This window comes from Marinomonas sp. GJ51-14, assembly GCF_055808695.1.
On record NZ_CM147879.1, the window covers coordinates 1,818,949 to 1,841,078 of the forward strand.

Here is a 22,130-nt window from a genome sequence, read left to right on the forward strand (position 1 = left end):
TGGGTTGTTTATTCAACTGCCCACGGCTCTTATTATCTATTCAAAAGTGATTAACCAACTACTTTTGCAATGCTTTCGCAAAGGTAATCAATGTTCTTATCACTTACACCTGCAATACTCATACGGCCTGTATCGGCAATATAAATTGAATACTCATTACGCAGTTTGCGAACTTGTTCAAGGGTTAAGCCTGAGTAAGAAAACATACCGCGCTGATCTTTGATGAAGGCAAAATTCTTATTTACACCTGAAGCCGCTAATTTATTAACCAATTTTTCACGTAGACCATTTATGCGGTCACGCATTGCCGTCACTTCAAGTTCCCATTCAGCTTTTAGCTCTGGGTTGCTCATAATAGTATAAACAACCGCAGCACCGTGGGCTGGTGGCATAGAGTAGTTTGCACGGATCGCTTGGCCAATAATGGAAAAAGCCGCATTTGCTTCATCTGCAGAAGCTGCAATAACGCTTAAGCCGCCACAACGTTCACGATAAATACCAAAATTTTTCGAGAAAGAGTTGGCAATCAACATGTCTTGTACGTTCGCCGCCATATGACGTAAGCCAGCTAAATCTTCGTCTAAACCATCACCAAAGCCTTGGTAAGCGGCATCAACTAAAGGTAAAAGACCACGTTTGTTCACAAACTCCGTGAGGACTTTCCAATGATCAAATTGTAGGTCGATTCCCGTTGGGTTATGACAACAAGCGTGTACTAACAAGACATCGCCTTGTTTTGCTTCAGCTTCCAGTTTTGCCATCATATCGTCAAAACGAAGACCGTTTGTCGCAGGATCGTAATAAGGGTAATCAACAACCTCCACACCAGCAGAATCAAAAATAGACTTGTGGTTACCCCATGTTGGATCACTCACCCATAGTCGAGCGTCTTTTAGGTTAGCACTAATGAAATCAGCCGCTACTTTCAAAGCACCAGTACCGCCAGGTGTCTGTGTAGAACGAACACGACCTGATTGAATCAACGGATTAGTTTCACCAAAAAGAAGGTCTTTAATGATAGCTTCAAATTCTGTCGCACCATAAATGCCCAAGTAGCTTTTAGAGTCTTCTTGTTCAAGTAGAATCGCTTCCGCTTTTTTCACACTGTTTAAAATAGGCGTATGACCATTATCGTCTTTATAAACGCCCACACCCAGGTCAATTTTCTTTGGGTTTGGGTCTTGTTGATGAGCAACAATTAGGGCTAAAAGAGGGTCGCCAGGAACGACTTGAAGATGCTTAAACATAATAGTTACGAAATCCTATTTTAAGGTGGTTGCTAAAGTAAATATTGATACAGTACGGTGTTAAACAGTCATGTCATTTTGCCGTATTTACAACAAAATACAATGCACGTATTAGGTAAACTTTCCTCTAACTGTAAAGAAAAGAAGACACTGTGTTTTTCTCTCTAAGAATCGCCCTATAAATTCTATTTAGCTGTGGACTGGCGATATTGTTAATTGAATCTACATTTCTACATTTAACTAAATGCATAATAATTTTAGCCAGTATAAACAGGATCAAATAATTATTGTTTTAAACAATAAGCATTATCGTTTATATTTGTCACTTTTAGTTTTCCGCGTTTGGTGGATGATGCTTTGTATGAGGGTTTATGACATCGATTTTAAAAAACGAACGTGTTGAAGTGCCACTGAAACAGCGTGTTGCAACCGTTGTAAAGGTAAAGGATTTATCTAAAACACTACGGAGAATTAAGTTACAGGGAGAGGAGTTAGAAGGTTTTGGCTTTCATCCTTTGGCTCCGGAAGCGCACGTAAAGTTATTTTTTCCAGAATGTTCTGGTGATGAACTTCGTTTACCTACAGTGTTAAGTAACGGACAAGCGGATTGGAAGGGTGCGGCGACAGGGCGTTTTTCACCGTTTCGTGAATACACTATTCGTGCTTATGATGCAGATTTACTAACAGTCGATATTGATTTTGTTTTACATGATGATGGGGTTGGTGGACCGTGGGCAAGACAAGCAGAAGTCGGGCAAACCCTTGGGATATTTGGGCCAAGGTCTGTTAAGTTACCTCCACTCGATGCGTCTAATTACGTATTCTTTGCAGATGAAACAAGCCTTCCAGCATTGTCTCGTTGGTTAGAGATTTTACCTGAAACGGCAAAAGTTGATGCTTGGGTTGAGGTGCAGTCTGCGGAAAATGAGATAGCTTTACCACCACACAGTGGTGTGAGTGTTCATTGGCTGCATCGTAATGATAATTTAGAAAACGTGCCGTATGGTGCTTTACAGCTTGAGGTTTTAGCCGGTCTTTCTGATGATTTGTTGTCTGAAAGTACTTGGGTATGGGCTGCCGCAGAAGCCCATACTATAAGGGAAATGAAGCGTGTATTGATTAAGAATAGTAAGATCAATGCTGCACATTTAGATCTGACTTCTTATTGGAAGCATGATTGAAATGATGAATATAAAGAGTTGAATGCTCAGCTCTTTATATTCATTGGCTTTGTGTAGTTTTGAAAATGACTACTAGTTAACGACTAGGAGGCGTGTCAGATAAGATCGAAGAGCAGTGCTTTACTTCGTGATTTGCTGATTTTTTTAAATGTATCTTGTCTTGGTCTTCTATTTTCGCCCCGTCACCTGCTTTTAATATCACGCCATTATCTAGAGATAATTCACCCTCTATCACGTGAACATAATAATGACGGTTTTTATCGGCTTGCCATGTGGCTTCTGTTTCGTTTTCTAATATTAATTGAATAAGCTGCATGTCTTGCTTAATTTGCAAGGTGCCATTTTTTCCATCTGGAGTGATCACAGTAGTGAAACCTTGAGTTTCACCAAAGGCTTTTTGTTGGTAGCCAGGTGCTCCACCTAGTTTATTCGGCTGTATCCAGATTTGCAGAAACTTAAGCGGATCTGTTTTTGAGGCATTAAATTCACTATGGAAAATACCTTTACCCGCTGACATCAATTGATATTCACCGACTGGTAGCTCTTTAATATTGCCGGCACTGTCTTTATGAGCGATTCTGCCTTCTAATACTAAACTTATAATTTCCATGTCTTTGTGGCCATGGGTTTCAAAGCCTGCATCGGGGGACACTGAATCATCATTAATGACTCGTAGGTGTGAAAACCCCATGTGCTGAGGATCATAATAGTTACCGAATGAAAAACTATGATGACTGTTTAACCAGCCGAAGTTTGCGTGTCCACGGTCTTGAGCGTGGCGAAGAGTAATCATGGCGTGTCTCCAAATTTTTCTATAAATCTTGATGATTTATTTTTGATAAATTCAGTGTATGAGCTTGAGAAAAGAAAGAAAACCGGAAGCTTTTGAGATACTATTTCAAAAAAATTGAATAAAGGTTATTTCATGGCTCATGCCGTTACGTTAGAAGCATTACGAGTACTGGAAGCGATTCATAAACTTGGCAGCTTTGCTGCTGCCGCAGATGCTTTATTTAAGGTGCCATCAGCCCTGACTTATACGGTCAAAAAGTTGGAAGACGATCTGGGGGTGCCCTTATTCGATCGTTCACGTCAAAAAGCCGTATTAACACCTGCAGGTCATTTGGTACTAGAGCAGGGGCGAGCGATTCTGGATGCTGCTACACGGTTGGAAGATTCCATCAAACAATTCGAGTCGGGCTGGGAACCTAAGCTGAGGATTGCGCGTGATACCGTGCTACTTGAATCCCCTTTAATGGAGACGGTGGGGGATTTTTTAGTGCAAAATCGCCCTGTGGAATTAACACTGTCTGAAGAGTCTGTTGGTGGTGGTTGGGATGCTTTACAAGACGATCGCGTAGACTTGGTGATCGGAGCCACGGGTGAATTACCAAAAGGAAGTTTTTATACTCGAGCGATTGGCGAGTTAGAATTTGTCTTTGCTGTTGCTCCTACGCATCCTTTAGCATTGGTTGAAGGTGTCGTTACCGCAGCGCAATTACGACAATATCCAGCCATCGTCGTTGCTGATAGTTCAAAAATTTTGCCCGCTCGGAATATTGGTATTTTCGAAAGTCGTCAGGTGCTTAGGGTCGATACCATGCGCAGTAAAATACAGGCGCAATGTCTGGGGTTAGGAGTAGGGTATTTACCTAAACATCGAATTATGAATGAATTAAACTCGGGTCGTTTGGTAATGAGGCAATGTGAATTCCCAAGACCTAATATTATGGCGTATTTAGCATGGCGAAAAGACAGCCCTGGTCGAGGCTTATCTTGGTTTGTTGATCGTTTGAGTAAGCAAGACTGGCAACTTATTCCTGCTTCAGTGTGATGGTTTTGACTTGTATGTATTCCAAAAATTTTTGAAGCCTTGTATTTAACGTTGTTTATGACGTCATAAGGAGTGTTTGTGTTTTCTCTTTCTCTTTCTGTATTGCCAGTATTTCTCTTATTGGTAGCTGGTGCCGTATGTCAGCGTTTTCGTTTTCCCATGGACGGATTTTGGCCTGGAGTAGATAAGCTAGCTTATTGGGTGCTGTTTCCTGCTTTGTTATTTCATAAAACATCACAAATTGATTTTTCAAATTCCATGTTACCAAAGTATGGCTTTATTCTTCTGTTCGCTTTGTTTATCACTGCGATTTTTGTATTCATCAGTGCATGGCTTTTGAAGGCACAAGCACCGACGGCATCGTCGATGTTGCAAGCTGGTGTACGTTTTAATACTTTTATTGTTTTGGCTCTGGCTGGCAGTTTATATGGCGATGAAGGTTTGGTGCTTGCTGCGTTGGGCGCGTCTGTCCTAATTCCTTCGGTTAATGTGTTCTTGGTGGTGTCTATGGTGCTAATGCATCGTCCGCCGGCTAAGAATGGTATGGTGGTGACTTTACCTCGATTACTGAGTGGTGCCTTGATTCGAAACCCCTTGATTGTTTCTATTGTGCTGGGTAGTGGTTTGAATTTACTAGGACTAACGCCAATTATTTTAATTTCCGACGTGGTTGGTATGTTGTCTCAGTCTTCTTTGCCGTTAGTTTTATTAGCTGTAGGAGCCAGTGTTCGGTTAGAGGCGATTCGTTCTGTTGGTATGACGTTTGTTTTATCTTCAGTAGCACGTTTTGTTATGTTTCCTCTGGTGATTGGTATTATGTGCTGGTGGTTGGACGTTCGAGGTTTACCTGCTTTAGTTGCGGTATTGTTTGGTGTAGTGCCAACGGCAACATCTGCCTATGCGTTAGCTCGTCAGCTTGGCGGAGACACAGATAGAATGTCGGCTTACATTACCATGCAGACTTTGATATCAGTATTAACCGTGCCAGTGAGTGTTTGGCTGAGCCAATTGTATTTGATGTGATGAATAAAAAAAGTCATGCTCGATAATAGATAAACTATTGCGAACATGACTTTTAAAATGTGACGAGTAAGTAAAAGTGTAAAAGGCTTAGAACCACCTAGCCATTTTTGTAGATGTTTTCATAACAAAAGTTGGTTGCTTCTACGAAACCATCAACGCTACCACAGTCAAAACGTTTACCTTTGAATTTATACGCTAATACACAGCCTTCTTGAGCTTGTTGTAAAATAGCGTCAGTGATTTGCACTTCACCGTTACGACCTGGTGGGGTGTTGCGGATCTTGTCGAAAATATCTGGTGTTAGAATATAGCGTCCAATAATTGCTAAATTTGATGGTGCTTCTTCTTTAGATGGTTTCTCAACCATGTCGGTAACTCGGTATAAACCGTCCATCATCGACTCACCTTTAATCACACCATATTTGTGCACTTCGTCTTCTGGTACTTCTTCGATGGCCACAATGGTGCAGCGGAATTGGTTATATAGTTTAACCATTTGCGCCATAACACCATCTTCTTCACCAAAGCAAAGGTCATCAGCAAGTACGACACCAAAGGCTTCATCGCCGATAAGTGGTTCACCAGTAAGGATAGCGTGACCCAAACCAAGCATGTTGTTTTGGCGTGTAAAAGAAAAGTTAACATTGTCTATTAGATGACGAATACCATCTAAATATTGCTCTTTATTAGTGCCAGAGATCTGGTGTTCTAGCTCGTAGCTGATATCGAAATGATCCGCAATGGCACGTTTACCACGACCTGTTACGAAGGTAACGTTGTTTAATCCTGCTGCTTCGGCTTCTTCTACACCATATTGCACTAAAGGCTTGTTCACGATCGGAAGCATTTCTTTAGGCATGGATTTAGTTGCGGGCAAAAAACGGGTACCGTAACCAGCAACAGGGAATAGACATTTACGTATCATAATTTTTCCTTAAATAGCTTTGTGAGACCTTTGCACAACTACTAAGCTTGCTAATACTTTGTAAAAAACAGACTCAAAATACTCATTTATAATCGATAAACTCTGTGTTCTCGCCTATTTTTACTTTGTCTTAACTTCGCTCGTTGCCTCGTGCAAAGGCCTCTTTGTAAAATGGCTGTCCAAAAATAAAGCATTGTCAGCCTGTTTTTAGATAGATGCTCCTAGTATAAAGCATCTTCTGTGACAGTTAATATCACCTTTTTTAACCGATCCAATACAGGAGAGTTAAGTTTGTACCAATGCCAATATAGTGGCAATGAAAGCCGGTTGTTTGGAAACAAGGAAACCAGCTGTTTTTGCTTTAGTTGGTTTTTTACTTGAATACTAGGTACTAAAGCACAGACTGTGCCACTCATAGCGAGCTCTACAAAACCGTGTGATGATGGGTACCAATGACTGTTACGGATCTCGGCTTTAGTATTTAGACATTCATTTTGATAACGGGCCCAAAGCTCATCCCTCTCATCATAGACCAGGGAAGGGGCCTGCAAAATAGCTTCGGTACTAATGCCTTCTTTTAAATGAGTTTGTATAAATTTCGGTGTCGCTACTAACTCATAAGTCATATAACCTAAAAATATTGAATCACCGCCTGCTACAGGTGTACCCGTCTGACTAAGGCAGGCAATGACCTCGCCTGTTTGAAGTAAGTTTCGAGTATGGCCTTCGTCTGCAGATTTTATGTGCAGTTTGGTTTTGTTTTCGGCAGAGAACTTGCTCAAGACTTGGGTAAACCAAGTTGCTAAGGCATCGTTATTCACAGCAATACTTAAGGGGTAACTAGAGATTTTATCTTGGATTTCTTCTTGTAGGTCTTCTTCTAGCATGGTGACTTTATTGAAGTGTGCGAGCACTTTTTCGCCAAGTGGTGTCGCTATTACTGGGCGTGAGCGAATCAACAGTGGGCGGCCACAATCTTGCTCAAGACGTTTTATGTTTTGAGACACGGCAGATTGAGTGAGGTTTAAATGCTTTGCTGCCTTATCAAAATTTTGAAATCTCAGTACGGCATGAAGACTCATTAGAGCTTTATAGTCCATCATAATATTATTTTTTCTAATGTAGTTATAGTTTAATTAATTTTAATTTAATCGTGGCTTTCCGTAAGATCAAGTGAAATTAAAGGGGAGTGACAATTATGTTGGCGTTAATTAGTGGTGCAATTACTGGCGGTGGTCTTATCATAGCGGTAGGTGCGCAGAACAGTTTTCTATTAGAACAAGCTTTAAAGCGGCATTATGCCTTCCCGATCGCTTTACTATTTATTTTGAGTGATGTTCTGTCTATGGCTTTAGGGGCATTCGGTTTAGGATTGATTTTACAAAGCCATGATTGGTTGTTAACTGCTTCTCGTTGGGGTGGTGTGGCTTTTTTAGTTTGGTTTGCGTTAGGGAAATGGCGCTCTTCTTTCCAAGAAGAACATTTGGTTTTAGAGCAATACACTAAACGCCTCGCGATTTGGCCCTTATTCTTGATGGGGTTCGCAGTGACTTGGCTTAATCCGCATTTCTATTTAGACACCATGATTCTAATAGGTAGCTTGGCGAACCAATGGCAAGATGATAAATGGGAGTTTGTATTAGGTGGCGCACTGGCTTCGTTGATTTGGTTTTTGTCTTTGGCTTTTGTTGGTCGATTGTGCGCAAAGTGGTTAGAAAGTGCGAGATTTTGGCGTTGGTTTAATCGCATTAATGCTATTTTGATCTGGTTTATTGCCTTCAAAATTGCCACACAGCCTTTATCTTAATCAGACAAAAACTGTGCGGCTGCATTGCGGAGAAGTGAATTAAAGTTTGATTTCTACCTCATGACTTTCTTCAACTGGTGCGATAGAAGAGTCCGCTTCCACTAGCATTTCTGCCGTTGCAACCGAAGATACTGTTAATGCTACAGGGATTTGATCCCCCTGATCTTCGATGATCATTGCTGGCTGGAAGTTTATTCGATACAAGGCAACCATCGCGACGGTGGCATTTAATATAGCAACAAACCAGAATAAGGCATCGACTCGAATAGTATCCATGAATGCCGCCGCGGCAAGTGGTCCAATAATACCACCGACGCCATTGAGCAATATCATGCCGCTACTGGCAGAAAGGATTTGCTCGGGGCGTAGTTGATCATTGATGTGGGAAGAGGCTAATGAATACATGGGAAAAGTAAAAGCGCCAACGGCAAACATACCGGCCATCATCAATAGTTGACTATTTATACTATTACCAAGTGGGACAATAAAAGCAGATATTGCACCAACAATTCCAACCCAAAGAATAGTTACTCGGCGATCTTGTCTATCTGACAGTTTGCCGATTGGCCATTGTAATAACATCCCACCTACGTAGCTGGCACCAATGAAAAGCGAAATTTCAGCAACGTTCATTCCTATGCTTTTGGCGTAAAGTGCTCCAAGACCCAATAAGGCACCAGAGGTTATACCCGCAATGGTGACGCCTGTGACCCCGAGGGGGCTGTTTTTACCAAACTAAGAATATTGAGCTTTTCAGGAATGTTAATTGTCGGCGATGGCGTTCGTACTAGTAGTAATGGAACGAGCGCTAATGAAATTAAAACAGAAGTTAAAATAAACAAGCCATAGCCACTAGGAGCAGAAAGGTTCAGTAAGAACTGACCTAGAGTTTGGCTGGCCCATATTTCAATAATATAAATGGAAAACAAACGACCACGAGTTTTGTTCGTTGCAATATCGTTTAACCAACTTTCTGTGACAATAAATAGGCCGGCATAACATAAGCCTGTTCCCATCCGCATTAACATCCAGAACCATGGATTGACGACCACGGATTGCATAAGAATCGTAATGGAAGCTAAAGACGCAACTGCTGCAAAGACTCGAATATGCCCCACGTTTTTAACCCAATTTGGAACCAGTAAGGAACCAATTACGAAGCCAAGGTAATAAGACGACATGATCAAACCTGTAGCTGTCGTATTAAAGTTCTCGATAGAGGCTCGAATACCGATCAAGGAGCTTTGTAAAGCACTCGCCATGGTTAAGATGGCAATACCAAAGAGCAAGCTCCAGATAGGAAATAGGGTTTGTTTTAACATGCAATATCCTTGAGCTAGCTGCGTATTAAAAATGAAATGTGAAAAGGTTCGAATTGGTCATTATTTCGGCAGACTATACCGATTGAAATTCTGAATGCAATCACTAATCGACCTGTTAAATGATCGTAAAGAAAAACACCAATTTTCGAGAAGAAATGAGTGCTCGTAATTGATAGTTCGAAGCGGTTAATTCTTTATTCGATTTCTATTTTTACCTCGATTTTATATAAAAAAAGGCGAACTTTGATAAGTTCACCTTTTAGGTATTAAGAATAACTCTGAGGTACGTTTAAGAATTAACGCTCAGGTACGTTTAAGAATTATGCTGCTTCTGTATCGCGTCCAAAATGCTTACCAAGCAATGCATGGTAAAAATTGTGATCGTTTAAGATACCTACGCATTTTTCATTCTCTTCCAACACCATAAAGTGTTTAGAGTAGTAGCGAATTTCGACTGCATCACGCATGGCGATATTGGCAGGCACAATAAAAATTGTGTTGTCTGGAATATTGTCTAAAACCATATTCGGTACCCAAGAAACCGTTGGGACCTCACCTTCAGGGTTTTGTACTGATGCTAATTTCCCATTATTTAACTCAAGCCACATGTTATTTTCCATAACGACTTTATTGTCTTGTACTGCCAGTTCAGACAATGGCGTCATCAGTGAGTTACCACGTAAGACATTTAATGGATTAGTGTGAGCCACAAAGTTCTCGACGTATTCCGTTGCTGGGTTTAAAACGATTTGTTCAGGTGTGTCTTCCTGAATGATTTTTGCCGATTCCATGATGGCAATTTTAGTACCGATTTTCAGTGCTTCATCCAGGTCATGACTTACGAAAATAATGGTTTTGTTTAAACGCTTCTGTAGCTCAATCAACTCATCTTGTAGCTGAGTTCGGATTAATGGATCCAGTGCTGAGAAAGGTTCATCCATTAATAAGACATCTGTGTCCATGGCAAAAGCACGAGCAAGACCAACTCTTTGACGCATACCACCAGATAACTCGTCAGGTTTCTTATCTGCCCATTGATCTAAGCTAACCATCTTGAGCTGTTCGCGTGCTTTTATTAAGCGTTCTGTTTTTGGCATACCTTGCATTTCTAAACCAAAAGCTACGTTTTCTAACACCGTTAACCAAGGCATTAATGCAAAGCTTTGAAACACCATCGACACTCGATGGGTACGCATGTGACGTAATGTAGCATCATCGCATTTTGCCATATCCACCATATTGTCGCCGTCCCGAACAAGGCAACGTCCACGAGCAATCTTATTCAAACCATTGACGGCGCGAAGTAGGGTAGATTTACCAGATCCAGATAAACCCATAAGGACGCAAATTTCACCTTCATTTACTTCAATGCTGGCATTTTGTACACCAACAACGTCGCCTGTCATTCCAATGATTTCATCTCGGCTGTGACCTTTATCCATAAGTGGAAGTGTTTGGGCTTTATTGTCACCAAAGACAATGTCGACGTTTTCAATTGTTACAACAGCCATAAATTATCCTTCACTCTTCGCGGATGGCGATTTACAAATACGATCTAGCATAATGGCAACCAAGACAATGGCGATACCTGCCTCAAACCCTTGAGAAATATTTACCGTGTTTAAAGCTCGTACAACGGGTTTTCCGAGGCCATCAGCGCCAACAAGCGCAGCGATAACCACCATAGATAAAGACAACATAATACATTGAGTCACACCTGCCATGATGTTTGGCATAGCTGCAGGCAATTCAACTTTGTAGAGTAATTTTGATTTGGTACAGCCAAATGCTAAACCCGCTTCAAGTAGTTCATTAGGCACTTTGCTAACACCTAAGTAAGTTAAGCGTATTGGAGCGGCAATGGCGAAAATAATGGTAGATATCAGTCCGGGAACATAACCCAAGCCAAATAGAATGAGTGTTGGAATAAGGTAAACGAACGTAGGAATAGTTTGCATTAAATCTAAAACCGGACGCAATATTGTGTATAGCCAAGGGCGATGCGCTGCGGCGATTCCTATAGGTACGCCAATTAATACACTGATAGCGGTGGCAGAAACCACAAGTACTAGGGTTTGAATTGTTTCTACCCAATAACCCATATTAATAATAAATAGCAGGGCTGCGGTGATGAAAATTAACAAGCCAATGCTGCGATGAAGAAACCAAACTCCCACTAAAACGATACCAATAACTACAAGAGGATGAATTGATTCAATGGTATCGACCATGGAAACAATCATGGTTTCTAAAACAATAGAGATTAGATCAAAAAAACCGGAAGCCGCAGTAACTAGCCAATCGACAAAGTTTTCCATCCAAGCGCCAAGAGGGATCTTATTATCCGTCAGCCAATTCATATATGTGTTCTCCCGATTTAGCAATAATGCACCCTAAGTGACGTTTATCACGAAGGGTGCCTTCTAGTATTAAAGACCTAAGTGTGATTTCACAGCACTAAGGCCATTACTACCAGATTTAGTTGTAACACCACTTAACCATGCATCAAGTACTTCAGGGTTTGCTTTTAACCATGTTTTAGCTGCAAGATCCGGCTTCTTACCATCATCAAGGATTGCACCCATGATTTCATTTTCCATAGGAAGGGAGAACGTTAGGTTAGTTAGCAATTTTCCGACGTTAGGGCATTCTTGTACGTAGCCTTTACGTATGTTGGTGTGTACATTGGCGCCACCAAAGTCTGGGCCGAAGAAATCATCACCACCAGATAAGTATTCCATTTCAAAATTTGCATTCATTGGATGTGGAGCCCAACCTAGGAAGGCAATCCATTTATCACGACGGGTGTTGCGGCTTACTTGTGAAAGCATGCCAGCTTCACTTGATTCAACGATTTGGAAGTCACCTAATCCGAAAGCATTTGAGTCGATCATGTCTTGGATAATACGGTTACCATCATTACCTGGTTCGATACCGTAGATGCGACCTGAGAATTCTTTACGATGTTTTGCGATATCTGAGAAATCAGTAACACCTGCGTCGAAAGCATTTTTGCTGACTGCAATGGTATATTTTGCACCTACTAGGTTAGGACCTAAATCTTCAACTGTACCTGCTTTTAGGTAAGGTTCGATGTCGGCTTGCATAGTGGGCATCCAGTTTCCAAGGAATACGTCGATGTCACCGTTGGCAAGAGATGTATAAGTAACTGGAACAGACAATAACTGTGTTTTCGTTTTATAGCCAAGGCCTTCAACGATTGCACTTGTCACTGCTGTTGTTGCTGTAATATCAGTCCAACCAACATCAGAAAAGCGGACTGTCGAACAATCCGCTGCCATGGTTAAGCCAGAAATACTTGCCATACTGATGGCTATTGCCGTTTTTTTCGTTTTATTGAACATACCTTTCTACCCTCTATGCTATTGAACTCAACTAATGAACGTATACTGCGTCAACTTGGGCGCCGTAACGTAAACTTCAGAAACCTATAAATGTGCTGTTCTTTTAAATAATCTGGTTGGCTTTTTTCAGACTTTATTTTGAAATACTAAGTCCAAATAATCTTGTATTTGCTGTGCAGATTCCTTTTTATTAATACCACCGGCTAATGAGCCTCGTAACCACATCCCATCAATGAGTGCCGCCATAGTTAAAGCGATGTTACGGGCTTTTTGTATTTCGAACTCTTCTTTTAAAACGCATACCAGCGATGTTATCAATCGTCTTGAATAAACATTTTGTAGCCGATATAACGATGGTGTGTGCATTGCTGATGCCCAAAATCCCATCCAAGCTTTGACAACTTGAGGGTGTGTTTGGGACTGGCTAAAACTGGCTTTTACAATGGCCATTACTTTAGTTTTAGCAGATTTATTTTTCGTTTTTGTGACCTCTTTAGATAAAATTTCAAAAAACTCACGAATTAAGCTTTTCATTGTCTCTTCATAGAGACCGTTTTTACCGCCAAAGTAGTGATTTATTATGGCAGGCGAAACCCCTGCTTTTTTACCAATGACGCTAACAGTCGCGCCAGAGAATCCATATTTATCTATGGCTTTTATTGCTGCCTCGATGAGCTGAGGTTTACGAATTTCAGGCATTCCAACTTTTGGCATTTTGTACTCTTTTTATTAAACAGTCGTTTAATGAAAACTATACTAGGCTGATTGTGCAATTTAGGTCAACCCTTGACAATTCTAAATATTAGTACTCTAACTAATATATATTATTGATTTATAAGTAAAAAATGTTGTTTTGAAAATATTTTTGTCTTTTTTAAAAGGTTTTGTGTCGGTTTGAGATAAGAAATAAGGATTTTTGTGTATGAATCGCTCTTAATATCTTAAGTAATTATGATCTTTTCATGGTTTTTATCGGGATAGCGCTGGAGTTAGAGGCTAGGATCATGTTAATTATTTAGTTGAATCAAAGTAAGTAAATTAATGGCCGGAGTTTTATTGAATGAATACTTCTTTTTCTGTGTTTGATACTCTAATTGATCGATCTAAAATGAGCAGTGACAAATGGTCTAGGTACCCAAAGAGCATCATACCTATGTGGGTTGCAGATATGGATTTCGATTCACCTACCTGTATTAAAGAAGCATTAGCGCAACGAATTGATGACGGTGTTTTTGGTTACACGCATATACCAAAAGCCTTAGTTAAGGCAATTCAATCTCACTTAGTTCGTCGTTATGATTGGAAAATTGGAGCGGGCAGTTTGGTGCATTTACCGGGACTTGTTTGTGCCTTGCATTTAAGTGTTCGTGTCTTCTCTAATGAAGGCGATGGTATTGTTGTTCCTGGCCCAGTTTATTATCACCTAACTAAAGCGCCATTATTATCAGGACGCAAAGTTGAGCATGTTGATATGATAGTTCAGGATGGTCGCTGGGCTCCGGATATGAATCAGTTTGAAACAGCTTGTGCTAAATCAAACAGTAAAATGATTCTGTTATGCAACCCTCATAACCCAGGTGGTTCTGTTTATACTAAAGCCGAATTACTTGCGATTCATGCCTTAGCTGAAAAATATGACCTTGTTGTGGTTAGTGATGAAATTCACTGTGATTTAATTCTCGACGATTTACCTCATGTGCCTTTTGCTAGTTTAAACAAAGAAGCTGCAAATCGAACCATTACATTAATGGCGCCAAGTAAAACCTTTAATGTTGCTGGCTTAGGTTATGCTTTTGCCGTGATTGAGAGTGAAACGTTACGTCAGGCTTTTGATCAAGGTCGTACGGGCTTGATTCCTTCACCAAATATGCTTGGACTTACTGCGGCTTTGTCAGCATACGAAGACGGACAGGAATGGCACCAGGGGTTATTAACTTATCTTTCGAAAAATCGCGATTTTTTAGTTGAAAAATTAGCAGGGACTCCTTTGAAAATGCTTCATTTAGAGGCCACTTATCTTGCATGGATTGATGCTTCCGCATTGTCTGTTGAGAGTCCTTATCAATTTTTCTTAGATGCTGGAGTAGGTGTTTCTGATGGTAAAGATTTTGGAAATCCTAATTATGTCCGGCTAAACTTTGGGTGTCCAAAATCAGTCTTAGAAGAGGCTGTTTTGCGTATTGAAAAGGCATTAAAAGCGTATTGATTTACGTGTTTTATAAAAGCTTTTTATTTTCATAAATAAAAAGCTTTATGTTCTCAGGGAGTGCTATGTTAGTGAAAACATCAAATGATTTTATACAGAGTTATGTTGAAGGTATTGCGGTAGATATGCAGGCAGATTTGTTAGAAGTTGTTGATATAATGGCGGCTATCTCTCCCAAGGCTGAATTGGTTAGTGATTTGGGGATTCCCTATTTTCAGCAAGGTTCTACTTTATTGTATGGCGTTGCGGCCCGTGAAGATCATTTGTACGTATATTTTTTTGATTCTAATCTGCTTCATGATTTTGCTTATCGATTACGTCCTGCTCAATTTGGGAATAATTGTCTGATTATCCATAGGTTAAGTGATATCAATATCAATGTTTTTGTGGAACTTCTTGGTCAAATGAAAGTCCATTTTGATCGCAGTAATTAATAATCGAGAAAACTAAATGTTGTTGAATGGGAACTGGTGTTTTCAGAGTGAAATGACATACTAATACTCTATATAGGTTGCTTATTATATGATTGATTTTACCTTACGTATTGGTGTGTTTATTTTGGTATTTATTTCATTGCTGGTTTGGCAATGGCGGTGTCCAAGAACTACTCTTTTACAGTGGCGTCAGCGTTGGCGTCATAATATTGTACTGTTAATGCTTGGGGCTCTTTGTGTTCGTATGACTCAGCCCATACTTTTATCACTGGTTGCTTTATCTAGCCAACACTTCGGTTTATTGAACTTATTTGAATTACCTGTTTGGAGCGTTCTGTTACTTAGTGTTTTATTATTAGACTGTGTGATTTATTGGCAGCATAGGTTGTTCCATCGAATTCCGTTCTTGTGGCGTCTTCATCGAGTACATCATTCTGATCCTGAATTAGATGTCAGCTCAGCTATTCGTTTTCATCCAATTGAAATTGTATTATCTCTGGTTATCAAAGCTAGTGCGGTTTTGTTGCTTGGCATACCTATTGAAGCGGTATTAATTTTTGATGTTTTACTCAATGCATCCGCTATGTTTAATCATACTAACGCTAGATTGCCTAACCGAGTTGAGTCTATGGTTCATCACCTAATCATTACACCGGATATGCATCGAATACATCATTCTAGAGTGTCGGAAGAAACCAACAGTAATTATGGTTTTTTTCTAAGTATTTGGGATGCTATTTTTTGTAGTAAAAGAGAAAAAGCGCTTCAAGGAGATGAAAACCTAAATATCGGTTTTCCGGGAACAAAAACCTACCAGCCTGAATCTTTAAAAGACATTCTTGTTATGCCTTTTAGAACCTTTAAAAAAGGTGACTTCAAGAAGCGATCTTTTTAATGTTCATTTAATGACTATTGCTACTAGGCCATCCTCTAATTTGAGAGAACTATTATGAGCTACCATGAAATAAGTGCTATCGAAATGCGGATCGTTGGTTGTCTTATAGAAAAAGAAATTACTACACCAGATCAATATCCTTTGAGTTTAAACTCCCTCGTTAATGCCTGTAATCAGAAGTCTAATCGTGAACCTGTTACTCATTATTCTGAAGTAGAAGTGCAGGATGCCATCGATGCTTTGATGGCTCGTGGTCTGGTAACAGACGTACTGGCTTCCCATAGCCGCGTAAGTAAGTACCAACACCGTTTTTGTAATACGGAGTTTTCAGACTTACAGCTATCTCCAGCAGAAACAGCAGTGGTGTGCTTGTTGTTTTTACGAGGCGCTCAAACATCTGGGGAATTACGCTCTCGTAGTGGACGTTTATATAGCTTTGCATCTCGTGAGGAGGTCGAGGCGGCACTTACTTCATTGCAAGCGAAAACTGGTGGGCCTTATGTGAGGCAGCTACCAAGAGAAGCTGGGAAGCGAGAGCAGCGTTACCAAGAGTGTTTTTGTTCAGAGTCTCAAACATCTACAGGCGCACTATCTGAAGCTGGGTCGTCAGTTGCCTCTGATGATCAATATACCCAGCAGCTTAAACTTCGATCTGTTGAGCTAGAAAATCGAGTGCTGGAATTAGAGGATCATGTTCGAATGTTGAATGCACGCATTCAGCAGTTAGAAAATGCCAGTGGACTATAATCTTTTTTGACGTCAAACTTAGTGCGTTTTTTAATGCAGCTTTATATGGGCAGTATTAATATTTTGATTATATCTATGGGGAGAATCCTATGAAGAAAGTACGCTGGGGTATTATTGGTACAGGTCAAATCGCGCATTTGTTTGCGAGTGATTTTTGTCATGTCAAAGCGGGTGAACTTCGTGCGGTTGCTTCTCGAGATAAAGTTTCGGCAGACAATTTTTCAGCTGAATTTGATATTGAGTGTGCCTTCGTTGATTATTTTTCATTGATTAACAGTAATGAAGCTGATGTGATTTATATCGCTACACCTCATGTTTATCATTACGATTTAGTAAAGGCTTGTATTTTGGCTGGTAAGGCTGTGTTATGTGAGAAGCCTTTTACTATTAATGAAGCTCAATCCAAAGAACTTTATGATTTGGCATTGAAGCACAATGTTTTCGTTATGGAAGCCATGTGGACACGTTTCAATCCTGTCATTGAACAGGTGCTTGAATGGGTCGAAGAGGGTGAAATCGGCACATTGCATAGTATTCAAGCGAGCTTGAGTTTTCTTGCGCCGACAGATCCTAGTCATCGGCTAATGAATATTAAATTAGGTGGCGGTGCTCTATTGGATATTGGTATTTATCCTGTTTTTCTTGCACAACTCTTCTTCGGTAAGCCTGATTTTATACAGAACCAAGCGGTCATTGGTGATACGGATGTTGATATTTTTGAGCAAATATTATTGGGTTGGGAAAGTGGGAAATTAGCATCATTAGAAGCGTCTCTGATTTCTTGCAATCCAAATCGTGCCATATTATCTGGCTCTAAAGGTTATATAGAAATTGATTCTGAATGGTTTAAAGCAAAATCTTGTCGCATGGTGACTGCAAGCGATCAAGAACGCGCCATTGATATTGATTTTCCAGGTAATGGCTATCAATTTGAAGTGGATGAAGTGAATCGTTGTCTTGAAGAAGGACTGATCCAAAGTCCAAATTATAGTTGGCAAGATAGTCTTGAGTTAATGGCAACATTGGATGAAGTTCGCCAAGATATGGGGTTACTTTATCCTGGTGAAGATTTGCATGATGAAGTGGATGTGCACGAGCATCACCATGAACATAATCACCATAAACATTAAATAATTTAGTAAAAAAAGCCTCTTTCAAATAAATGAAAGAGGCTTTTTTTTACTAAAGCTAAGATCAATAAAAGATCCTAAGCGAGATGTAGATGTTTTTTAAGAAGTGGTAATAACACTTTGAATAAACGTGGGTTGGCGCAAAGAATGTCACCATTTTCTACACTGGTAGAGCCATCGAATGATCCAAATAGGCAGCCTGCTTCTTGAGCAATAAAGAGAGGTGCTTGCATTTCCCAAGCTTGTAATTTCAATCCCCAAGCTGCATCAAGACGACCAGCAGCAACGTTAGAAAGCATCAGGGCAGGAGCGTCTTGCATAACAGCACGACTGCCATGTTCTGCAATACTAGCTAGTACGGCTAGTTGGCCTTCTAGATAAGGTAGAGTCCGCTCTGTTGCTGGGAATTGTGCGGCAACAGTTGTTTTCTCAAGGCCACGAGCTGTGCCTGTACGAATTCTTGAATTGTTTAGATAAGCACCACGACCTTTACTTGCGTAAAATTCGTCTTTAGTGTGAGGGTTGAGCACAAGAGCGTGCTCCACTTTACCGGCAACTAGATAGCTCATTGTAATAACGTGACCAGCTAGACCACGTGAAAACAAGTGCTGTCCTTGTATGGCATCAATGATCCATTCGCCTTCTTCACCTTTTTGTACAGTCCCTTGTAAACGAGTAGTAATGGTGTCGGCTGGGTAAGCTTTTTCTAGATGATAAACAATGCTGCGTTCAGCGCCAGAGCAAACAGTTTCATAAACATGTTCAGCTGATTGGCCTTGTTCTTTGTCAAAAAGCAGTTTCTCTTGAGAGTGAACTATATATTCTGCAGCAGAGCGAGCTGCCTTAAGTGCGACATTGATTCTAGGTTGCATAATTTACCGTCGATTATTTCGTCATTAAAATGCACATACCGTCAGAAGGACGATACGTTGCCAATTTAAAGTGTTTAAGAATAAGTGTTAAAGAGCGGGCTAAGTCTGTGATTTTTTATCAAATCGAATAAAAAATGAACGGACAGCCTAAATAAGAGCGCGAATTCTAGCCCAATAAACCTGAATTTACCAGTGATGTTTTGATGGAAAACTGATCAACTTGGAGCTTTGTTAAAAATATCTGTTAAGATAGGCGGATTTATCAGACCGCTATTATTGGTACCCACATAATGCAAAATAAAGTAAGAATTGTCCTTGTTAACACATCGCATCCAGGAAATATCGGAGGCGCAGCGCGTGCCATGAAAAACATGGGATTAGCAGATCTTTATCTTGTAGCACCTAAACAGTATCCAAGTGACGAGGCGGTAAGTCGTGCATCTGGTGCAACGGACATATTAGAAAATGCGGTGGTGGTAGAAACATTAGAAGAGGCTCTTGCAGATTGTCAGCTAGTTATAGGAACCAGTGCTCGTGAACGTAATATTCCTTGGCCATTGGTTGACCCAAGGCAAGCAGCAGATTTGGTGTTTGATGAAGGTTTAGAAACTGCGTTTGTTTTTGGCCGCGAAGATCGAGGATTAACAAACGAAGAGTTACAGCGTTGTAATTATCATGTTCATATTCCTTCTGTTGAAACTTTCAGTTCACTGAATTTAGGTGCTGCGGTGCAAGTAATTGCTTATGAACTGCGCATGAAATCCCTAATGATGAAAGACGAACCTATTGTGACTAGTAAATGGGATGTACCTGCAGCGACTGTAGAACAAACAGGTTATCTACTTGAGCATCTTGAAAAAGTATTGGTACAAACTGAGTTTTTAGATCCTGATATGCCTATGCAGGTGATGACTCGTTTTCGTCGTTTGTTTCAACGTTCTCGGTTAGATCAGCAAGAGTTAGGAATGCTGAGAGGGATGCTTACGTCAATGGAAAAGCAAATGAAAAAATAGCGCTTTTATATTTGATGTGTTTGTTTTTTTAAAGCCAAATAGTAGAGGTTGAGTACATAAAAAAACGCAGACTGAATTTTATTTAGTCTGCGTTTTTTGTAGATGGTTTAGGTTCTGTTTTTAAATCAGGCTTTACGCTCTGGACGACCTTCTTCTTGCCAGAAAGTATGGAATTTCTGACCTGGCTCTGCATCTACTCGCTCATAGGTGTGAGCGCCAAAGTAATCTCGTTGTGCTTGTAAGAGGTTGGCTGGTAATACTTCAGAACGGTAGCCGTCAAAATACGCTAGTGCAGAGAATATTGATGGTGCTGGAATACCTGATTGAGCAGCTAAGACAACTGTTTTACGAAGACCGGCTTGTTTACTTGCCATAGCGTCTGCGAAGTAATCGCTAAGCAATAGATTTTCAAGTTCTGGATTTTCAATAAAAGCATCAGCAATTTTTTGTAAGAAAGAAGCGCGAATGATACAACCACCACGCCAAATTTTCGCAATATCGCTGAAGTTAAGCGTCCAATTATATTCTTTTTGTGCTGCACGCATTAGTTGGAAGCCTTGAGCATAAGCACAAATTTTCGCGCAATAGAGAGCTTCTTCAATCGCTTTTTCAACTTCTTCTGCTTCAATTTCACCACTTTCTACATCTGCAACCAGTTTACTTGCCGCGTGCTCGCGTTCGCCTGTTAATGTACTTAGCGCACGTGCATAAACAGATTCACTGATGATGCCAGCAGGAACGCCCATTTGAGTCGCGCTGATGGATGTCCAGCGGCCTGTACCTTTTTGGCCAGCACTATCAAGAATCATATCTACAAGTGGCGCACCTGTTGCTTGGTCATATTGTTGAAGAATGTCGGCTGTAATTTCAACAAGATAACTGTTTAAAACACCTTGGTTCCATTTTTCAAATAGCTTACCAATCTCTTCTGGCTCATAACCTAATAACGAACGCAGTAGATGGTAGGATTCACAAATAAGCTGCATATCCGCATATTCGATGCCGTTATGTACCATTTTTACATAATGGCCAGCACCGTTTGGTCCTAGATAAGCAGTACAAGGTTCACCTTCCGTAACAGGTTTGCCTGGTGTGTTACTAATGATAGGTTTGCCATCTTTGTCTACTTTAGCCGCAACCGCTTCCCACATGGGTTGTAGGTATTTCCAGGAGTCAGCATCACCGCCTGGCATTAGTGATGGACCAAAGCGTGCACCTACTTCGCCACCAGATACAGCAGTGCCGAAGAACTTGAATTTTTCTTTGTATTCAGATTCGCGACGGATAGTGTCTGTCCATTGGCTGTTGCCGCAATCTACAACGATGTCGTCGGTTTCTAAACCTGCTTTAATAAGGTTGTCACAAACTGCATCAACAGGACTTCCAGCGGGTACTAAAACAACGATAACACGAGGTTTTACTAAGTTTGAAAGCATGTCTTCCATGCTTGAGCAGCCAATAATTCTAGGTTCAGAAGATAAGTCAGAGCGTTCTTTTACTTCTGTATCAAGAACGTCTTTAATTTTATGTGCATCAAGATCAAAACCAGCAACTCGGTAACCATGATCGGCTAAATTTAAGGCTAAGTTTTTACCCATGACACCCAGGCCGACAAATCCAATATTGCAGTTCTGATTCGTTTTTAACATAAATATCGATCAACCTTTTGAGCAATTAACAATTGGGGGGAATTGAAGAAATAATCTTACCATGAAGCACGACAGTTCAGGGCACATTGAAAGTGCGAAAAGCTTAAATAATTACTTTTTTTTGATGATTTTAAATAGAAAGGTTGCATCATGAATGGCTTTTCTTGAGCTAGAGCAATAGATATTTTTTTTATTTCTATAAAATAAATTATTGAGCAATTAGCTTTTTGAGTATGAAGACGACAAAAAAGAAAGAAAATTACAAGATCACTGCTCACTAAAATGGCAAATTGTATTGGTCTTTCGCAAATATGATCAAAAACTCCGTTTTTTAGTATTTTGTCATACAAATCAAAGCTTTATATTTTTTATTATTCTTTCATAATGGTAATAAAATAACATATTGTTATAAGGATGTGTTTTTTTAGATTGTTTTGTTAGTATCAAAGTGTAGGAAGAGATGCCTGCAACAACCCAAAT

At 40.2% G+C, this 22,130-nt stretch carries 22 protein-coding genes; 10 read left to right on the forward strand and 12 right to left on the reverse strand.

Translation table 11 applies throughout. The annotated features are described in order from the left end of the window. Positions 1–50: 50 nt before the first annotated feature. A complete protein-coding gene (locus AC0L3Y_RS08750) occupies positions 51–1,247 on the reverse strand; it encodes an amino acid aminotransferase (RefSeq protein WP_473470507.1) in 1,197 nt (398 codons plus the stop codon). A gap of 371 nt (positions 1,248–1,618) precedes the next feature. On the opposite strand from AC0L3Y_RS08750, the gene AC0L3Y_RS08755 reads away from it, so the two are divergent. After that, positions 1,619–2,428: a siderophore-interacting protein gene (locus AC0L3Y_RS08755; protein WP_473470508.1), complete on the forward strand. Its 810-nt coding sequence runs from the start codon at positions 1,619–1,621 to the stop codon at positions 2,426–2,428. Positions 2,429–2,504: 76 nt separating this feature from the next. Here the strand turns inward: AC0L3Y_RS08755 and AC0L3Y_RS08760 are convergent, their stop codons facing one another. Beyond that, positions 2,505–3,221 (reverse strand): pirin family protein, encoded by a 717-nt coding sequence (locus AC0L3Y_RS08760; RefSeq protein WP_473470509.1) that lies wholly within the window; start codon positions 3,219–3,221, stop codon positions 2,505–2,507. Between the two features lie 132 nt (positions 3,222–3,353). On the opposite strand from AC0L3Y_RS08760, the gene AC0L3Y_RS08765 reads away from it, so the two are divergent. Both AC0L3Y_RS08765 and AC0L3Y_RS08770 read left to right on the forward strand, forming a co-directional pair. Continuing rightward, positions 3,354–4,262: a LysR family transcriptional regulator gene (locus AC0L3Y_RS08765; RefSeq protein WP_473470510.1), complete on the forward strand. Its 909-nt coding sequence runs from the start codon at positions 3,354–3,356 to the stop codon at positions 4,260–4,262. Positions 4,263–4,340: 78 nt separating this feature from the next. Next, positions 4,341–5,285, forward strand: a complete 945-nt coding sequence (locus AC0L3Y_RS08770; protein ID WP_473470511.1) for an AEC family transporter — start codon at positions 4,341–4,343, stop codon at positions 5,283–5,285. A gap of 97 nt (positions 5,286–5,382) precedes the next feature. Here the strand turns inward: AC0L3Y_RS08770 and galU are convergent, their stop codons facing one another. Then, positions 5,383–6,210: a UTP--glucose-1-phosphate uridylyltransferase GalU gene (galU, locus tag AC0L3Y_RS08775; protein ID WP_473470512.1), complete on the reverse strand. Its 828-nt coding sequence runs from the start codon at positions 6,208–6,210 to the stop codon at positions 5,383–5,385. A gap of 221 nt (positions 6,211–6,431) precedes the next feature. Continuing rightward, the gene (locus tag AC0L3Y_RS08780; RefSeq protein WP_473470513.1) at positions 6,432–7,313 is read right to left on the reverse strand and encodes an ArgP/LysG family DNA-binding transcriptional regulator; all 882 of its coding nucleotides are present in this window, start codon (positions 7,311–7,313) and stop codon (positions 6,432–6,434) included. A 95-nt stretch (positions 7,314–7,408) separates the two neighbouring features. Between AC0L3Y_RS08780 and AC0L3Y_RS08785 the strand changes: the two genes are divergently transcribed. Then, positions 7,409–8,017, forward strand: coding sequence for a LysE/ArgO family amino acid transporter (locus AC0L3Y_RS08785; RefSeq protein ID WP_473470514.1), 609 nt, complete (start codon positions 7,409–7,411; stop codon positions 8,015–8,017). A 39-nt stretch (positions 8,018–8,056) separates the two neighbouring features. Here the strand turns inward: AC0L3Y_RS08785 and AC0L3Y_RS08790 are convergent, their stop codons facing one another. From AC0L3Y_RS08790 to betI, 6 genes are all read right to left on the reverse strand, one after another. Then, a complete protein-coding gene (locus AC0L3Y_RS08790) occupies positions 8,057–8,686 on the reverse strand; it encodes an MFS transporter (protein ID WP_473470515.1) in 630 nt (209 codons plus the stop codon). A 14-nt stretch (positions 8,687–8,700) separates the two neighbouring features. Further along, complete coding sequence (locus tag AC0L3Y_RS08795; protein WP_473470517.1) at positions 8,701–9,339, reverse strand: MFS transporter; 639 nt, start codon at positions 9,337–9,339, stop codon at positions 8,701–8,703. Positions 9,340–9,659: 320 nt separating this feature from the next. Continuing rightward, entirely contained in the window at positions 9,660–10,850 is a 1,191-nt protein-coding gene (gene choV / locus AC0L3Y_RS08800; RefSeq protein WP_473470518.1) for a choline ABC transporter ATP-binding protein, read from the reverse strand. Between the two features lie 3 nt (positions 10,851–10,853). Then, entirely contained in the window at positions 10,854–11,699 is an 846-nt protein-coding gene (gene choW / locus AC0L3Y_RS08805; RefSeq protein WP_473470520.1) for a choline ABC transporter permease subunit, read from the reverse strand. A gap of 69 nt (positions 11,700–11,768) precedes the next feature. After that, on the reverse strand, positions 11,769–12,704 hold the full coding sequence (locus AC0L3Y_RS08810) for a choline ABC transporter substrate-binding protein (protein WP_473470522.1): 936 nt from the start codon (positions 12,702–12,704) through the stop codon (positions 11,769–11,771). A 126-nt stretch (positions 12,705–12,830) separates the two neighbouring features. Further along, positions 12,831–13,418 (reverse strand): transcriptional regulator BetI, encoded by a 588-nt coding sequence (gene betI / locus AC0L3Y_RS08815; RefSeq protein WP_473470523.1) that lies wholly within the window; start codon positions 13,416–13,418, stop codon positions 12,831–12,833. Positions 13,419–13,764: 346 nt separating this feature from the next. On the opposite strand from betI, the gene AC0L3Y_RS08820 reads away from it, so the two are divergent. The 5 genes from AC0L3Y_RS08820 to AC0L3Y_RS08840 all read left to right on the forward strand — a co-directional run bounded on the left by AC0L3Y_RS08820 (position 13,765) and on the right by AC0L3Y_RS08840 (position 18,116). Further along, on the forward strand, positions 13,765–14,910 hold the full coding sequence (locus AC0L3Y_RS08820; protein ID WP_473470524.1) for a MalY/PatB family protein: 1,146 nt from the start codon (positions 13,765–13,767) through the stop codon (positions 14,908–14,910). A gap of 65 nt (positions 14,911–14,975) precedes the next feature. Next, positions 14,976–15,344 carry a DUF1801 domain-containing protein gene (locus AC0L3Y_RS08825; protein ID WP_473470525.1) on the forward strand — a complete coding sequence of 123 codons (369 nt, stop codon included), beginning with the start codon at positions 14,976–14,978 and terminating at the stop codon, positions 15,342–15,344. Positions 15,345–15,432: 88 nt separating this feature from the next. Then, positions 15,433–16,239, forward strand: coding sequence for a sterol desaturase family protein (locus AC0L3Y_RS08830; protein WP_473470526.1), 807 nt, complete (start codon positions 15,433–15,435; stop codon positions 16,237–16,239). A gap of 54 nt (positions 16,240–16,293) precedes the next feature. Next, on the forward strand, positions 16,294–16,986 hold the full coding sequence (locus tag AC0L3Y_RS08835) for a YceH family protein (protein ID WP_473470527.1): 693 nt from the start codon (positions 16,294–16,296) through the stop codon (positions 16,984–16,986). Positions 16,987–17,075: 89 nt separating this feature from the next. Further along, on the forward strand, positions 17,076–18,116 hold the full coding sequence (locus tag AC0L3Y_RS08840) for a Gfo/Idh/MocA family protein (RefSeq protein WP_473470528.1): 1,041 nt from the start codon (positions 17,076–17,078) through the stop codon (positions 18,114–18,116). 77 nt (positions 18,117–18,193) lie between these two features. Here the strand turns inward: AC0L3Y_RS08840 and AC0L3Y_RS08845 are convergent, their stop codons facing one another. After that, positions 18,194–18,988 carry an inositol monophosphatase family protein gene (locus AC0L3Y_RS08845; protein ID WP_473470529.1) on the reverse strand — a complete coding sequence of 265 codons (795 nt, stop codon included), beginning with the start codon at positions 18,986–18,988 and terminating at the stop codon, positions 18,194–18,196. A 290-nt stretch (positions 18,989–19,278) separates the two neighbouring features. On the opposite strand from AC0L3Y_RS08845, the gene AC0L3Y_RS08850 reads away from it, so the two are divergent. Next, the gene (locus AC0L3Y_RS08850) at positions 19,279–20,001 is read left to right on the forward strand and encodes an RNA methyltransferase (RefSeq protein ID WP_473470530.1); all 723 of its coding nucleotides are present in this window, start codon (positions 19,279–19,281) and stop codon (positions 19,999–20,001) included. Between the two features lie 125 nt (positions 20,002–20,126). Here the strand turns inward: AC0L3Y_RS08850 and gndA are convergent, their stop codons facing one another. Then, positions 20,127–21,650 carry an NADP-dependent phosphogluconate dehydrogenase gene (gene gndA / locus AC0L3Y_RS08855; RefSeq protein WP_473470531.1) on the reverse strand — a complete coding sequence of 508 codons (1,524 nt, stop codon included), beginning with the start codon at positions 21,648–21,650 and terminating at the stop codon, positions 20,127–20,129. Positions 21,651–22,130 lie beyond the last annotated feature (480 nt).